Raw genomic sequence first — 14,742 nt, 5'->3', positions numbered from 1 at the left:
CGGCTACCGCGCGGACGGCGGCGGGATGATCATGATCCGGTGCCGGCTCGGCTGGGCCACGTACACGGCGCCGTCCGGCCCGACGGCCACCTGGCGGGGGTCCATCACCGGCACCGGCCCGGACGCCGAGGCGAGCACCCGCACGGCGCCGCCCGCGCCGAAGGCGATCACCTGGTTGTGCGCGGTGTCGATGCGTCCGTCCGGCGAGACCGCCCGGAGCCGGTCGTTGAGACAGTCCGCGATGAGCACCGTCCCGTCGGAGGCGACGGCGATACCGGCCGGGCTGTCCAGTTCGGCGGCCAGGGCCGGACCACCGTCCCCCCGGCGGCCCGCCTTCCCGGTCCCCGCCACCACAACTGGGGCGGACTCCGAGCCGCTCCGGGCGCAGGGGTGCGTCGCGGCTCGGCCAGCCGCTCGGGCCAGAGCCGACTGACCCGATGGCGCAGCGGCTGCGAGATTCACAACGCGCCGTCCGGCGCCGCGGCGATCCCGAACGGGCTGTCGACCCGGACGTCGACCGCCCCCGCCGAGGCTCCGGACGCCGACCGGCGCCGGGCCGGCCACCAGCTCCGGCCGCCACCGGGTAGAGCTGGCGCTGGCCCGCGAGTCGATCCCGGCCGAGCGACAGCTGCTCGACGAGATCGAGCCGGGCGACGGTCCGGCCGAGGTGACCAGCAGGGTCCTCTCCGGCGCGGCCAATGCCCTGCAGCCGGCCGCCCAGTCGGTCAATTCCGAGGCGATGGGGCAGGTCGCCGAAACGGCCGAGTTCTGGCACCCCGCAGGTTCCAGATCAACCTGCTGGCGTGGGGCCAGAACACGTTGCCGTACTCACGTGTCGATCAGCAGCTGGTCGCGTGCGGTAGCGAACAGTTGCTGTTGGGCTGCCAGCTTCGTGGGCGTGGCAGCGGTGTCGAAGAGCAGCTGGTAGACATAACCTGCTTTGCCCGCGACGAACAGTTCGACACGCTTGCGGGGTTTGACCTGGCCGACCCAGTGATAGTCGATCTCCAGCCAGAGGGCGTCCTTGCCGCTCTGCCGGGTCGGGTGGGTGAGGACCGTGAGGTCGGCCATGGAGGACTCGGCCGTGCGGTACCAGGCGAGCTGTCCGGCAGAGGCAGCCTCGGGCGTCGATCCATGCGAGGTGTCCCGCTTGACGCTCATGTCGTGGTCTTTGCCCGGGGAGCGCCAGTTGCTCTGGAGATCGCTGTCGTAGCCAACCACCTGAGTCCAGCCGTCCGGAACGGCGAAGGTGACGCTGAGACCGGGTGCGCTGAGACGGCGCCAGCCACTTGGCAGCGTGGGCGGAGGAGACGCCTCCGGACCGGTCGGCGTGGATGAGGCCGGTGAGGCTGGCGTCTCGGAAACGCCCGAGGTCGCGGGGGCACCGGCACCGTAGGCGAGGGACTGGTTCAGTGATGAACCACCGGTGAGCGGCACTCCGAACACCGCTAGCAGAAGACCAACCACGGCGGCGATCGCCGAGATCAACGCGGCGATTTCCCCCACGCTCATCCGCCGCTCCGCACCACCCGGACTACTCACTTGGCTTCCCCCGCCCCCTATATCGCCTGCGCCATGGCGACATTCAACCGCGCGGTCCGCACCGCCGGGTAGCCCGGGGGAATGTCACCCCGGGCCCCCACAGAGGGGAAACTGTCGCACCCAGTCGCTACGGTCACGCCATGAACAACCCAGCCAAGCTGGCTGCGTCCGTGACTGAGTTCGCGGGGCGCAACACCATGGTCCTGGTTCCCGCGGTGCCGGAACGCGGCCTCGGTCCCGAGGTGAACATCGCGCCGGGCGCTTGGGAGCAGTCCGCAGCCTGGTACCTCGAATGGCAGGAACTGGCAGGCGGCCTCTCGACGCAGTTTTCCGGGTCGTGCGACGCCGACGAGGACACCGAGCGGCTCGGCGACAAGGAGCGGGCACGACTCTCCGCCGAGCTGGTGGGCAAGCTCCTGGCCGACCCGGGGTTCCGGGCGGCGAAGCCGGGCAGAGCCAGGCAGCGGTCCGCCAGGTTCGCCGCTCCGGAAGGCACCGACAAGTGGGTCGCCTGGAGGCGGCCCGCGACGCAGTCGACCGGGCCGAAGAACTGGCCCAGGCGCAGTATGCCCAGATCGCCGCACGTCTCGGCGAACTGGCCGTCGAGCTGCTGGCCACCCGCGAGTATCAGCAGGCCAGCTCACCTGGTGCCCGCAAGATGGCCGCAGAGCAGTTCCTCCTTCCCCATGCGGACGGGTTCGCCGCGCCCCCGCTCGTTCGGGACGAGCTGTACGCACGGGCGCAGCGCCTCACCAGGACCGCGAAGCAACCTCCTGCCCAGCGGCCGCCGGCTGCGGCGCACGTCGCCACGAGGTTGCCCGGCCGGCCGCGCCCAGCACGCGGAGCACGCTTTACCGCACCCGGCGAGACCCTCACTCGCCGGGTGCGGGCCCCACCAGCGGAGCCGCACACCGCACCGGACGCTCTGTGTTCCCATCGGGACGAAGGATCGCGCTGGTGGCCCGCTCGTTGGCAATCCTCGCCGGGTATGGGTGCACGGCGCAGCCCGGGGAGGGCGCCCTCGGCGAGGAAGGCGGCAACGTGCCCGACGACCTGACCGACGCCCGGGTCAGCATCTACGGCGGCATCGCCCGCAAGCGGTGATGTTCGGCGACCTCGCTGAGGGGACGGACCGCGACCACGCGTCAGCGGTTGACCGTCTGTCCGATCTCGGGGACCGATCCGGTCGCGAGAACCGCCGACCTGTACCCGAGCCCGCACGGGTCGCGCTCCGTGGCTGCCTCCTCGCCCAGGTACCGGTGGTCTCCTGGGCTGAACAACAGCCGATCCAGGTTGCCGGGGTTGTGCGAGTCCGGCACCGTGACGCTGACCGCCGGCCGGCCGATGAGGTCCGTGTCATGCACGTTCACCCGGGCGCTGCCGAGCCCGCCGACGATGGTGAACAACGCCCTCTGCACGTCCGGTCCGACCGGGAGCAACGCGAGGCCGGCGACCGCGGCGAGGACGGTACGGTCCTCCACCGGCTCCTCCTCCCCGGCGGTGAGCATCCGACGCAGGGTAGCGGGGTCGGCCGGGAGCCGGCTCAGATCCGCCAGCGTGACCCGGGTGGTCCCGACGAAGTAGGTTGCATCCTCGATGCGCATGCCGGCCTGTGGTTGAGAGTCGAGGATGGCGTAGGCCGACGGACCCGCCCAGTCCCGGCGGATGACCGGGTTTCCCGCGCTGTGGCCGTCTGGGGTCTGCGCATAGACCATCTCGCGGTACCCGAACGGACCCGGTCGATCCTTCCATGACCCCGTCGGGATCGGCGGCTCCGGCGGCACGGTGACCGTCGGGCAGGTCCTGGCCGCCGGCCCCGTCCTGGCCGCCCGGACGGCCACCATCTGATGGCCACCGCCGGACCTGCTGATCACCGCGATCGGCACGGCGACCAGCACGGCGACACCGGCGGCCACGGCCGCGCTCCTCCATCCGCGCCGCGGCCCGTGCCGACCCGACCGGGTTCCACGGCCCGGGGAATCGCCGGCCGGCCACTCGCCGCCGGTGACGACGGAGAGCACCGTCTCCTCTCCCAGTGCCGGATCCGCTGACGCCGCCTCCCCCGATGCCGCCCGGGCCTCGGCGGCGATCGCCTCGTTCAACCTGGCGCGCGCGCGTCGGCGCTCCTCGTCCGACGGCCCGGTGACGTCTGGCCGGAACCCGCGTACTGACGTCATCTCGTCCACGGCTCGTCCTTCGGTTCCATGAGGGATTCGGCATCGGACACCCGCAGTGCCGCGAGCCGGGGCCGCAGCTGCGCGCGAGCCCGGTGCATCCGGGAGCGGACGGTCCCGACCGGCAGCTCCAGCGCGCGGGCGACCTCGGAGTAACTCATCTCGGTCCACGCCAGGAGCAGCAGCACGTCGCGGTCGCCGGCCGTCATCGCGTCCAGCGCGGCGGCGATGGCGGGAGCGGCCGCGGCGGCGTCCAGCCGACGCTCGGCCCGGCCGTAGGCGTCCTCGGCGTCGGAGTCCGCAACCGGGTCGGCACCCTGGCGCATGTAGGCAGCCAGCATGCGGCTCTCCGCCCGCTGCCGGGAACGCATCAGGTTGTGCGCAATTCCGTACAGCCAGGGCAATGCGTCCGGAAAGGCAAGATCGTAGTCCCGGCGGCGGGAGAACCCCGTCGTGAAGGTCTCCGCGGCGACGTCGGCGGCGATATCCCGGCCGGCCCGCCGGGCCACATAACGGTAGATCGCGTCGTGGTGACGATCGAAGATCAGTCCGAACACGGCCGGGTCCTCGCACGACCGCGCGATGACCTGCGCATCGGCATCTGGCACCGCCATGCCGGGTGCGTCCTGCACCCACTGATTCGGCGCCGAGGGCGCCGGCCGCGCCGGCGGGGTCGCCGTGCCCGGTTCCGCCGCCCGGCCCGACATCGCTGCCGCGGCGTTCATCGCGGTCCGAGACTCCCCGGTCGGCCCGGTCGGCCCGGTCGGTGGCGAGGGCTGTCCCTCCCCATAGCTGTCGGCTCGCTGCTCGAGCCACACGGTCGACGCGATCCACCACGACGGTACGTGGGCGGACTGCCGGGCACGAGCCACCGGCGACCATCCCTCCAGGGTCATCGTTGCCTCACCGTTCGCCGTCCTTTCCCGCGTCTGTGCGCAGACACGGACCAACAGGGGCACCGTCATCCCCTATTGGCCGCGCAACGGCAAACGGTTCACACCGCGCCATCCCGGCCCCCGGCATCGGCCCAGGCCGGGTGGGATGGTTTGGATGCGTTCGAGGGTGGGGTCGGCGGTCAGGTCTGCACGATATCGGGCGGTGATCACCGTGGGTGAGTGGGCGGCGAGGAGGCTGTGATGACGGCCACGGGTGTCGAGAACGTGGCGCCGGCTCCGTCCCAGGGACACCAGTGGCCACGAGGGCCGCGCGGCACGGGAGGAAATCATGACGATTCACCGGATGGATCACACCGGCTTCGTGGTCACCGATCTCGCGGCTGCCATCGCGTTCTTCGTCGAACTGGGCCTGGAACTGGAGGGCGAGACAGCCGTCGAGGGTGCATGGGTGGACCAGCTCCTCGGGCTGGAAGGCGTCCGAGCGGACATCGCCGTCGTGCGGACCCCGGACGGCCACGGCCGGGTCGAGCTGTCGACGTTCCACTCGCCGGTGGCCACCAGCACCGCGCCGAGGGCGCCGCTGAACACCCCGGGCATCCCTCGCCTGACGTTCGTCGTCGACACCGTCGACGACGTCCTCGCCCGCCTGCGCGCCCACGGCGCCGAACTCGTGGGTGAGGTGGCGCAGTACGAGGACTACTACCGGTACTGCTACGTCCGCGGCCTCGAGGGCATCATCATCGGGCTGGTCGAGGAGCTCGACTGAAGCAACACGATTCTCCTATGCCGCACAGGTGATCACCAATCAGTACCAGCCACACCGGAAAGGACCGCCGCCACGGCCGTCGCTGATGGCCTCGACCCCGCCCTGTGATTCCGGCACCGGACCCGTAGCGCTCCTCGTCCTTCGCCATCAGGTGGCGGTGCTGCAACGGCAGGTGAATCGTCCGGCGCTGGAGCCGACGGATCGGGTGATCCTCGCAGCCCTGTCCCGGCTACTCCCCCGGGCCCGCTGGGGTTCGTTCTTCGTCACCCCGGCCACCGTGCTGCGCGGGCACCGTGAGCTCCTCTCGCGACAATGGACCACCCGCGCAAGACCCCCGGTCGGCCACCAGTCCGCCGAGAGATCCGCGAACTCGTCGGGCTGGGCTACCCGGTCGGGGTCTCCATGGTCTGGCGGATCCTGCGCCGCGCCGGCGTCGACCTGGCGCGCACCCCCCGCAAGCCCCGAATTGGATTCCACGGTCCGACGCACCCGCATCCTCGGGGACTGATCCGTGGTGGAGCCGTCTCGGGCGGGCGGTCAGATGGCCAGGGTGAGCTCGGTGAAGGCAGCCGTCAGCCGGTTCCGGGGGGCGGCATCGACGCCCAGTTCGTAGTCGCCGCGGCGGATGTTCTGCACGAACGCGTGCCCGGAGCCGATGATCTGTGCGGAGCGGAGGCGTTTCAGGCCGCGCATCGGCCGTAGTCGTGCCTTGCACCGGCCGTGGGACAGGGCGCGGGTAAAGAACCGGCGGGCCGCGGCGAGATCCCGCTTCTCGGCGGCCAACACGTCGATGACCTGCCGGGATCCCGTCGGCCGTCCCACCCGGAAAACTCCCGGCAGACGTCGCTACAGTCGAGTGAGATCGATTTTGACCGGGAAGGGCGCGGCGGCATCGACGACGCCCGCGAAGACCTCACCGCCACGGTAGGCCCCGGTCGCCGGGTCGAGAACGTAGGTATGGACGACCGGGACACCGCCGGGGGGCTGCTCGACCCGCCAGTAGTACGAGATCCCAGCCCTCGCGTACTGCTCGGCCTTGACAATCCGGTCAGTCGTCTCCGAACCAGGCGAAACGACCTCGACGACGAGCAGGATGTGCGCGGGACGGGCCGGCATGATGTCGATCGTGTCCGCGCGGTACACAACAACGTCCGGCCGCCGACTCGTCCGCGGCACGCCCTGAAGCCGCACGTCACCATCGAAGTCCGCGTTCCAGTCCGGCCCGGCGGCGGCCTCCAACGCGACCGCGAGAATCTTGATCAGGCGGTTGTGCCGCTTGGACGCGCGCGCACTGCTCGACGGACCAGGACTCGTACTGCTCCGCCGTGACCTGCTCGTGCATCCACGCAGGAGCGATCATCTCCACAGTGATGACGCACCTCTCATCCAGGAGAACCGACCCGGCCTGATCCCCGCGCACCAGCGCGGCGCCGTCCCCTCCGCGTCCCGGCGTGGTCACAGTCGCGCCGTCCACGCTCGACGCCGTTCTCACTGTCAGCGAGGGCCTGGCGCCGGGTAGTCGACCTTCGAGCGCACGCGACCGGCGCGAGACGGTGAGCGGTGGACCGGGGTGGCGGAGCCGAAGCCACCGCCGACCTGTCCACCGCCCGCCACCTCGGCCAACGCGTCGCCACCCACACAGCCCGATTTGTCAGAATGACGGCATGACCTCAGACCTCACCATCCCCGCCACGCACCACGACCTCATCACCGCGTCGACCGTCGCCCTGAGCACGATCAACGACGACGGTTCGATCCAGACCACCGCCATCTGGGTGCTGCTCGACGACGACGGTGTTCTCCGCACCTCGCTGTCGAAAGATCGCAAGAAGTACGAAAACCTCGTGGCCCGCCCGCAGGCCACACTGTTCGTCATCTCGCCGACCAACCCGTTCCACACCCTCGAGGTGCGCGCCACCGTTGAGATCGCCGACGACGACGCCGCGCGCACCTTCATGGCCAAGGTGATCGCACCGTACGGCCAGACGCTCGAGACGATGGCCGAGCAGGCGGCTGAGGAGCGCGTCGTCGTCACCTTCGTGGCACAGCGGGTCCGCGCGCAGGGCTGAGCGGTGCACAGTGAGCCTTTCCCGGTAACCATCGGTGGCGGTGGGTAGCCACAACGGTGTGTGTGGGCCGTGGGTTTCAGGTGGTGCGCTGATGCTCGGTGTGGAGGATGACGAGGGCGGCTTTCACTACCAGGCCGATCTTCCAGGGGGCGAGGCTGGCGTTGCGTAGGGCCTTGAAGGACTTCAGGAGGGCGTTCGCGCGTTCACCGACGGCGCGCAGCGCGTTGTGGATCTTTCTGGACCACCACAGGTCCGCACCCCCGGTCGGGCCGGGGGTGCGGACCCGGTCGGTTTCGATCACCGTGCCGTCGACGATGACGTGGTCGTAGCCGGCCATGCTCGCCGCGGTCAGGGCGTGGCGCGGGTCGGGTCGGGGGCCTGCCAGGCGAGGACCGCGATGCCCTCGTGTAGGTACCGGTAGCCCACCGAGGAGCTGATCTCGTTGTCGGCGCACAGGTCCTTGACCCGAACACCGTCACGGAACCAGCGCAGGACGAGGACGGCCTGTGCCCACGGGGTGAGCGCGCGGGTTCCTTTCCGGGTACCGCGACGTTCACGCTCCGCGACCAGCAGGGTGGCCAGTCGCAGGACGGTGCGTTCGGTGAACCGCAGCTTGCCGTTGTACGGGATGCTCACGCGCGCGGGGCCTTGTCTGAAGTGGATCCGCGGAAGGACCTCCTTCGTATCGGGCACTCTATTTCTATTCCATGAGTTCTACATAGGCCTCGGCGAGTCGTTAATTCGTTCGCAGTAGGCGACGAGGGTTTCGAGGATCTGGTCGGCGGTCCTGGTCCAGATGAACGGCTTCGGATCCTTGTTCCAACGGTGGATCCACTTGCGGATGTCGGCTTCTTCATCTTCCGCGCCGGCCAGGGAGCCGACAGCAAGTATGTGATCAGCGGCATCCCCCCGATCGCCGCCGATTACCTGGGAAATCCGCTGCCGCGGTCCGCCCTGCCGGGCGGCGGATGAGGGACATCCTCGTTCATCAGGTACGTCCTGTTCCATCCGGGCGTCGTGTCGACCCCTGTCCGACCGAGGCGAGACCGCCCGACTCCATAAGATCATCGAGAAGCTGCTCACCCCATGATGCTCCGCGCTGGGGCTTGACAATAACTTCGGCCCGCTCGGACGACGCTGCCACATGGCGCAAAACCGACGTATAGGGCGTGATGCCATGATCGGCACGCATCGTGCCTGGTCGTGTATTGACGGCGAGGTCGCGAGTCGGGCATTGTTCACCCATGCGGTCGAGATTCCTCTCCGTGGCACGTCGCTACGTGGACTACCGGCGGACGGCCAGCGCCCTCTGTCGCTGACCGGCTGACTTCTCCTGACTTCTGCTGACTGGCCTCTCTTTTCGCGGCCCCCGCGGAAGATCTGAAAGCTGATATCGGGCGAGTTTCGAACGCGTTACGTCGCCGGGCGGTGAACACGGCCGGCGTATGTTTCGCGTCCGGGAACCGCCTCCTTCCGCGCGCCCGATTTCCCTGCCTGCGGACGCTCACCGCCTCGCCGGCGACCCTCGATGATGCACGTCCTCAGAGATGCACGTCTTCAGAAAGGAAGACCGCCCCCCGTGAACGCACAATCGCGAGCCGATTCAACGGTGTTAGGTCGCCGAGGATTCCTCGGTCTCGGCGCGCTCGCCGGCTCGTCGCTGTTGCTCGCCGCCTGCGGCGGTGGCAGCGGTTCGGTCTCGTCCGCCGGCAAGGACGGTGGAACGCTGCGGTGGGGTTGGTCCACGGTCACCTCCTGGGACCCGGTGACCTCGTCCGCCGGCTGGGACGTGCACGCCCTGTCACTGGTCTACGCCGGCCTCACCAAACTGGACGAGAAGGGCAACCCGGTACCGGCGCTGGCCGAGTCGTGGAAGTACAACGCGAAGGGCGACCAGGTCACCTTCGTTCTGCGGCCCGGTCTCACGTTCAGCGACGGCACGCCGGTGAACGCCACCGCCGTGCGCAAGAACATCGAGCGGGGTCTGACCTTCCCCGGGTCGCTCGTCGCCGCCCAGCTCGCCACCGTCGAGGCCGTCGCCGCGGATGACGACGCACGGACCGTCACCCTCGGGCTTTCGTCCGTCGACTACCAGGTCCCGAGCCTGCTCGCCGGCAAAACCGGGATGATCGTCAGTCCGGCGGCGTTCGAGAAGGACGCGAAGGGGCTGGCCACCAGGCCGGTCGGCGCCGGGCCGTTCCGGCTCACCGAGTACGTGCCGAACCAGTCGGCGAAGCTCGTCCGGTTCCCCGGGTACTGGGACAAGGCGAACATCCAGATCGGGAACTTCGAGCTGTATCCGCTGCCCGAGGCGGCGACGGCGATCGCGTCGCTGCAGTCCGGCCGGCTCGACGTCGCCCAGATCCCGGGCAGCCAGGTCTCCGCGGCCAAGGCGGCCGGCCTCGAGGTGCAGGTCATCCCCTCCCTGGTGACGACGGTGCTCGACGTCAACGTCACGAAGAAGCCGTTCGATAACCCGTTGGTCGTCGAGGCGTTCAAGTACGCCCTCGACCGCGCGGCGCTCGCCAAGGCCCAGACGTTCGGCCTCGGCGTGGTCAACTACCAGCCGTTCCCGCCCGGGTACGTGGGCCACGACCCGAGCCTGGACAACGCGTTCCCCTACGACCCGGACAAGGCGAAGAAGCTGCTCGCCGAGGCCGGCTATGCGAACGGTCTGGAGCTGCCGCTCACCGCCACCGGCGCGAGCTCCGCTCTCGCCGAGCAGGTGCAGGCGCAGCTGGCCAAGGTCAGTGTGAAGGTCACCATCGACACGATCCCGGCGTCCCAGGCCACCCAGATCGTGTACATCCAGCACGCGAAGGCTTTCTCGGTGGACGGCTTCGCGGGGCGGGACTCAGCCGTGCAGGCCTTCCAGGTGCTCTTCGGCGAGCAGGGTCTGATGAATCCCGGCCGCAGGACACCGCCCGAACTGAACGCGGCCCTGCAGAAAGTGCGCCAGACGCCGCTGGAGGATCCGTCGTACCCGACAGTGCTCAAGGCCGCCACCAGGATCGCGGTCGAGCGGATGCCGAACATCTTCCTGTACACCCAGCCGCGCGTCCTCGCCCGCAAGAAGAACGTCTCGCCGCTCGGCAGCTACCTGGCGGTGCAGCGCTTTGACGGCGTCCGGGTCAGCTGAGCCCGGCCACGAGCTGGTCCGATGAGCAGGCGGTCTGATGAGCGGGTGGAGGGCGGCCGATGACGGCAGTTGAGTTCGATGCGCCGGCGGGGCTGACCGGCCGGGGGGCAGGCGTCCCGCTGAGCCGGTGGGCCGCACAGTGGGGCACGGCGGTGCTGCGGCTGCTGCGCAGCACGCTGTTCGTCGGCATCCCGGTGGTGCTGATCGCCACGATCATCACCTACGGGCTGGGTGCCCTCACCGACACCAACCCCGCGGCGCAGGTGCTCGGCGAGACCGCGACGCCGGCGGACATCGACCGGATGAACCACTACTTCGGTCTCGACCGGCCGCTGGTCGTCCAGTACCTCAGCTGGCTCGGTCACGCCCTCACCGGGGACCTCGGCCGGTCCTACTACACCACCCTCCCGGTGACGGACAGCATCAGCCAGGCACTGCCGGTGAACCTCTCGATCACGGTCCTCGCCGTGCTGATCGCCGTCCTGCTCGGCGGCGCCCTTGGCATCGGGGCGGCCCTGTCGGGCGGCGGCTGGTTCGACCGGGCGGTCACCCTGCTGTGTTCGGCGGCGTCGACCGTGCCGCCGTTCGTCATCGGCATCGGGCTCATCGTGCTGTTCTCGGTGACGGTCCCGATCCTGCCCTCCGGCGGCTATGTGTCGTTCACCGAGGACCCGGGGCAGTGGTTGCGCTTCGCGATCCTCCCGGCGATCGCGCTCGCGGTGGAGGGCGCCGTGGCCATCGCCCGCCAGCTGCGTACCTCCCTCGTCGGGGAGCTGCGGGAGAACTACGTCACCGGGGCCGACGTCCGCGGCCTGACGAAGCTGCGGGTGGTGTTCGGCCATGCGCTGCGCAACGCCGCCGGGCCGGCGATCACCGTGCTGGGCTACTCCATCCCGCAGATCATCGGGGCCATGGTCGTCGCCGAGGCGGTCTTCAACCTGCCGGGCCTCGGCAAGCTAAGCCTGGACGCGGCGGGCAAGGGCGACATCCCGGTGATCCAGGGGGTGCTGGTCACGATGATCGGGCTCGTCGTGGTCTCCAACCTCCTGGTGAACGCCGCCCTGCTGCGCCTGACACCGCACGCGAGGAGGCAGCAGCCGTGACCGAGAACGCGCGCGGCCCGTTGCGGCGGGCCCTGCGGCTGCGGTCCACGAAGATCGCGCTGGTGATCCTCGCCGTGGTCGCCTTCTTCGGGTTCGCCGGCGGGGCGCTCGCCCCACACGACCCGCTTGCCCAGGACACCGGCCACCTCCTGGCCGGCCCCAGCGGGGCGCACTGGCTCGGCACCGACTATCTCGGCCGCGACGTGCTCAGCCGGTTGATGGACGCCACCGGCCGCTCGGTCGTCGGCGCGGTCGAGGCGGTGGCGGTGGCCTTCCTGCTCGGGGTGCCGGCGGGACTGGGCTCGGTCTTTTTCGGCCGACTGTTCGAATGGGTGGCCCAGCGCATCACCGACGCGGTGATGACCCTGCCCTACATCGTCTTCGCGATCGCCGTGACCGGGATCATCGGCAACGGGCAGAAGCAGGCGATGCTGGCCATCGGGGTGTTCCTCGCGCCGCTGTTCTTCCGGGTCACCCGGGCGGCGGCCCTCACCCTCACCCGCGCGCAGTACGTGGAGATCGCCGAGCTGCTCGGGGCGTCCCGCTGGTGGATCATCCGCCACCACGTCTGGTCCAAGGTGTTCCCGACGGTCGCGGTCACCACCGCGCAGATGTCCGCAATCGTGCTGTTGTCCGTGTCCTCGCTGACGTTCCTCGGCATCGGGGTGAAGCCGCCGGCCCCGACCTGGGGCGGAATGCTCGCCAGCGATCTCGGCTTCCTGGCCCAGCAACCATGGGCGCCACTGTTCCCGGCACTGGCGATCATGCTGTCCGCCGGGATGCTGAACGCGATCGCCGACGCCATCCGGGACACCACGGGGGTGGCGACGATCCCGCTCGGCCGGAGTCGTTTCCGCCGGCCCGCCGTCACCATCCCGGCGCAGGAGAAGATCATCCCGGCGCAGGAGAAGAGGTCCCATGCCTGAGTCGACCACCCACCCCGCCGAGGTGCTGCTGACGATCGACGGTCTGCGGGTCACCATCGCCGACGGGCGGACCGAGGCCGTCCGCGGGGTGTCGTTCGAGGTCCGCCGCGGCGAGACGGTCGGCATCGTCGGTGAGTCCGGCAGCGGCAAGACGCTGGTCTGCCGGTCGGTCCTCGGGGTGCTCGCGCCCGGCTGCGCGGTGAGCGACGGAACGATCGACTTCGCCGGTGCCTCGCTGGTCGGGATCCCGCGGCGGGCCTGGGACCAGCTGCGTGGCACGCGGATCGCCGCGGTGTTCCAGGACCCGGCGTCCTACCTCAACCCGTCGGTGCCAGTGGGCCACCAGCTGGCCGAGCAGCTACGGGTGAAGCTCGGCCGGTCCCGCCGGGACGCCCGCGACGCCGCGGTGCGGCTGCTCGCGGCCATGGGCCTGCACGAACCCGCCCGCGTCTACCGCCAGTATCCCTATGAACTGTCCGGCGGCATGCTGCAGCGGGTCGTGCTCGCCATCGCCGTCTCGGGAGATCCGCAGCTGCTCATCGCCGACGAGGCGACGACCGCACTCGACGTCACCATCCAGGCCGAGGTGCTCGAACTGCTCGCCGGGCTGCGGGCCGACCGCGGCCTGGCGGTCATCGCGGTCTCCCACGACCTCGCCGTCATCGCCGAGTTCTGCGACCGGGTGCTGGTGTTCTACGCCGGTGAAATCGTCGAGGCCGGGCCGACCGCCGCCGTGCTGCGCGCGCCGCGGCATCCGTATACCGAGGCTCTGCTGCGGGTCGCCTCGGTCGGCAGCTGGGAGCGACGCAACCTCGCCGTCATCGACGGCCTGCCACCCGCGGTCGGCGCCGCGCTCCCGGGCTGCCGGTTCGCCGACCGGTGCGCGTTCGCCACCGAGCAGTGCCGCACCCGGCCGATCCCGCTGACCGAGCTGGCGGATGGCCGGGCCGTCCGGTGCGTTCGCGTCGACGAGATCGCGCTGAGCGGAGCCGGAGTCGCCGGAGCTGGAGCTGGAGCTGGAGCGTCACGATGACCGACACCGACCTCGACGCCGCCGGGCGGGCGGCCTCCACCGCGACCCCGCCCACCCCGTCGGCTCCGTTGCTGCACGTCGAGGAGCTCGGGGTGTCCTTCGCCCGGCCCGGGGGCGGCCGGCGGATCCGCGTGCTCGACGATGTGGAGCTGACCGTCCGGCCCGGCGAGATCGTCGGCGTCGTCGGCGAGACCGGCTCCGGCAAGACGACGCTGGCTCGGGCGATCGCCGGCCTCACCACCCCGGACGGCGGTCGGGTCCTGCTCGACGACCGGGACATCGCCCGCCTGCGCGGCCGGGCCCGGCGGCGGTTCCGGCGGGGCGGCGCGATCCAGTTCGTCTTCCAGGACCCGCTGCGCTCGCTCGATCCGGAGCTCACCGTCGGGACCAGTGTCGGGGAGGGACTGGCGATCGCCGGCGTCGGGAGCCGGGCGCAGCGGGCCGAGCGGGTGGCTGATGCGCTGCGGCAGGTCGGCCTCGACCCGGCGGTGGCCGACCAACTCCCGGCGCAGCTCTCCGGCGGCCAGCGGCAGCGTGCCTCCATCGCCCGCGCGGTCGTCGCCGACCCTCGACTCCTGCTGTGCGACGAGCCGGTCAGCGCGCTGGACGCCTCCAACCGCAACCACATCCTGCTGCTGCTCGATGAACTGCGCCGCCGGCTGGCCGTCGGGATCGTCGTGATCTCCCACGACCTGAGCTCCCTGGCCGGGATCGCGGACCGGGTGGTCGTGCTCTACCGGGGCCGGGTGGTGGAGACCGGGCCGATCGCGGACGTGTTCACCCGGCCGCGCCACCCGTACACCGCGCTGCTGATCGCCTCCGCACCCGACATCCACGGCCGGGACCGGCTCGCCGCGGCCCAGCTGCGCTCGCAGCGTCCCGACGACGACGCGACCGCGCGGCAGGCGGACGGCTGCGTGTTCGCCCACCGGTGCCGCTTCGCCACCGACGTCTGCGCGCGGACCCCGCCGTCCCAGGACGCCGCCGGCCGACCCGCCGGCGACTGGACCGTGGCCTGCCACCACACCGACACCTGGCGGAACCAGACCCTGTTCTCTTATACACATCTCCGAGCCCACGAGACTAGCGCTCAG

Annotated in this window: 12 protein-coding genes and 5 pseudogenes; 9 read left to right on the top strand and 8 right to left on the bottom strand. The window is 70.5% G+C overall.

The window, feature by feature from the left end; genetic code table 11:
* Nucleotides 1-3 precede the first annotated feature (3 nt).
* Nucleotides 4-351 (bottom strand): NHL repeat-containing protein, encoded by a 348-nt coding sequence (locus NBZ85_RS05450; protein ID WP_261561573.1) that lies wholly within the window; start codon nt 349-351, stop codon nt 4-6.
* Between the two features lie 477 nt (nt 352-828).
* Nucleotides 829-1,512, bottom strand: coding sequence for a hypothetical protein (locus NBZ85_RS05445; RefSeq protein WP_261554596.1), 684 nt, complete (start codon nt 1,510-1,512; stop codon nt 829-831).
* A gap of 987 nt (nt 1,513-2,499) precedes the next feature.
* Between NBZ85_RS05445 and NBZ85_RS05440 the strand changes: the two genes are divergently transcribed.
* Entirely contained in the window at nt 2,500-2,646 is a 147-nt protein-coding gene (locus tag NBZ85_RS05440; protein ID WP_261554595.1) for a hypothetical protein, read from the top strand.
* Nucleotides 2,647-2,687: 41 nt separating this feature from the next.
* Here the strand turns inward: NBZ85_RS05440 and NBZ85_RS05435 are convergent, their stop codons facing one another.
* Entirely contained in the window at nt 2,688-3,728 is a 1,041-nt protein-coding gene (locus NBZ85_RS05435; protein ID WP_261554594.1) for a hypothetical protein, read from the bottom strand.
* Complete coding sequence (locus NBZ85_RS05430) at nt 3,716-4,612, bottom strand: RNA polymerase sigma factor (protein WP_261554593.1); 897 nt, start codon at nt 4,610-4,612, stop codon at nt 3,716-3,718. Before NBZ85_RS05430 ends, NBZ85_RS05435 begins: the two co-directional genes overlap by 13 nt.
* A 328-nt stretch (nt 4,613-4,940) precedes the next feature.
* Here NBZ85_RS05430 and NBZ85_RS05425 point away from each other — a divergent pair, with 328 nt between their 5' ends.
* Together NBZ85_RS05425 and NBZ85_RS32540 are read left to right on the top strand one after the other, a co-directional pair.
* Nucleotides 4,941-5,378 (top strand): VOC family protein, encoded by a 438-nt coding sequence (locus NBZ85_RS05425; RefSeq protein WP_261561572.1) that lies wholly within the window; start codon nt 4,941-4,943, stop codon nt 5,376-5,378.
* Nucleotides 5,379-5,502: 124 nt separating this feature from the next.
* Nucleotides 5,503-5,837 (top strand): annotated as a pseudogene (locus NBZ85_RS32540) (integrase); the annotation flags it as partial.
* Between the two features lie 78 nt (nt 5,838-5,915).
* On the opposite strand, the pseudogene NBZ85_RS05420 reads toward NBZ85_RS32540, so the two are convergent.
* Both NBZ85_RS05420 and NBZ85_RS05415 read right to left on the bottom strand, forming a co-directional pair.
* A pseudogene (locus tag NBZ85_RS05420) lies at nt 5,916-6,176 on the bottom strand (transposase domain-containing protein); the annotation flags it as partial.
* A gap of 48 nt (nt 6,177-6,224) precedes the next feature.
* Nucleotides 6,225-6,738: pseudogene (locus tag NBZ85_RS05415) on the bottom strand (Uma2 family endonuclease).
* 304 nt (nt 6,739-7,042) lie between these two features.
* On the opposite strand from NBZ85_RS05415, the gene NBZ85_RS05410 reads away from it, so the two are divergent.
* Nucleotides 7,043-7,447, top strand: coding sequence for a TIGR03618 family F420-dependent PPOX class oxidoreductase (locus NBZ85_RS05410; RefSeq protein WP_261554591.1), 405 nt, complete (start codon nt 7,043-7,045; stop codon nt 7,445-7,447).
* 76 nt (nt 7,448-7,523) lie between these two features.
* Here the strand turns inward: NBZ85_RS05410 and NBZ85_RS05405 are convergent.
* Both NBZ85_RS05405 and NBZ85_RS05400 read right to left on the bottom strand, forming a co-directional pair.
* A pseudogene (locus NBZ85_RS05405) lies at nt 7,524-8,083 on the bottom strand (transposase).
* A gap of 78 nt (nt 8,084-8,161) precedes the next feature.
* Nucleotides 8,162-8,296, bottom strand: a pseudogene (locus tag NBZ85_RS05400) (IS630 family transposase); the annotation flags it as partial.
* A 760-nt stretch (nt 8,297-9,056) separates the two neighbouring features.
* Between NBZ85_RS05400 and NBZ85_RS05395 the strand changes: the two are divergent.
* The 5 genes from NBZ85_RS05395 to NBZ85_RS05375 all read left to right on the top strand — a co-directional run.
* Complete coding sequence (locus NBZ85_RS05395; RefSeq protein WP_261554590.1) at nt 9,057-10,586, top strand: ABC transporter substrate-binding protein; 1,530 nt, start codon at nt 9,057-9,059, stop codon at nt 10,584-10,586.
* A 59-nt stretch (nt 10,587-10,645) separates the two neighbouring features.
* Entirely contained in the window at nt 10,646-11,689 is a 1,044-nt protein-coding gene (locus NBZ85_RS05390) for an ABC transporter permease (RefSeq protein WP_261554589.1), read from the top strand.
* Nucleotides 11,686-12,615: an ABC transporter permease gene (locus tag NBZ85_RS05385; RefSeq protein ID WP_261554588.1), complete on the top strand. Its 930-nt coding sequence runs from the start codon at nt 11,686-11,688 to the stop codon at nt 12,613-12,615. The genes NBZ85_RS05390 and NBZ85_RS05385 overlap by 4 nt, the downstream gene beginning before the upstream one ends.
* Nucleotides 12,608-13,648, top strand: a complete 1,041-nt coding sequence (locus NBZ85_RS05380) for an ABC transporter ATP-binding protein (RefSeq protein WP_261561571.1) — start codon at nt 12,608-12,610, stop codon at nt 13,646-13,648. The genes NBZ85_RS05385 and NBZ85_RS05380 overlap by 8 nt, the downstream gene beginning before the upstream one ends.
* A partial coding sequence (locus tag NBZ85_RS05375) for an ABC transporter ATP-binding protein (protein WP_261561570.1) occupies nt 13,645-14,742 on the top strand: 1,098 nt, incomplete at its 3' end. The genes NBZ85_RS05380 and NBZ85_RS05375, both read left to right, overlap by 4 nt.

Source organism: Frankia tisae (assembly GCF_025403405.1).
Taxonomy (GTDB): domain Bacteria; phylum Actinomycetota; class Actinomycetes; order Frankiales; family Frankiaceae; genus Frankia; species Frankia tisai.
Note: the sequence above shows the minus strand (reverse complement) of the source record. Positions and strands in the feature narration are given on the sequence as shown.

Bases quoted from the DNA above. Each gene is read 5' to 3' on its own strand.
- NBZ85_RS05445 (WP_261554596.1), bottom strand. From the start codon at position 1,512: ATGAGCGTGGGGGAAATCGCCGCGTTGATCTCGGCGATCGCCGCCGTG.
- NBZ85_RS05430 (WP_261554593.1), bottom strand. From the start codon at position 4,612: ATGACCCTGGAGGGATGGTCGCCGGTGGCTCGTGCCCGGCAGTCCGCC.
- NBZ85_RS05425 (WP_261561572.1), top strand. From the start codon at position 4,941: ATGACGATTCACCGGATGGATCACACCGGCTTCGTGGTCACCGATCTC.
- NBZ85_RS05410 (WP_261554591.1), top strand. From the start codon at position 7,043: ATGACCTCAGACCTCACCATCCCCGCCACGCACCACGACCTCATCACC.
- NBZ85_RS05390 (WP_261554589.1), top strand. From the start codon at position 10,646: ATGACGGCAGTTGAGTTCGATGCGCCGGCGGGGCTGACCGGCCGGGGG.
- NBZ85_RS05380 (WP_261561571.1), top strand. From the start codon at position 12,608: ATGCCTGAGTCGACCACCCACCCCGCCGAGGTGCTGCTGACGATCGAC.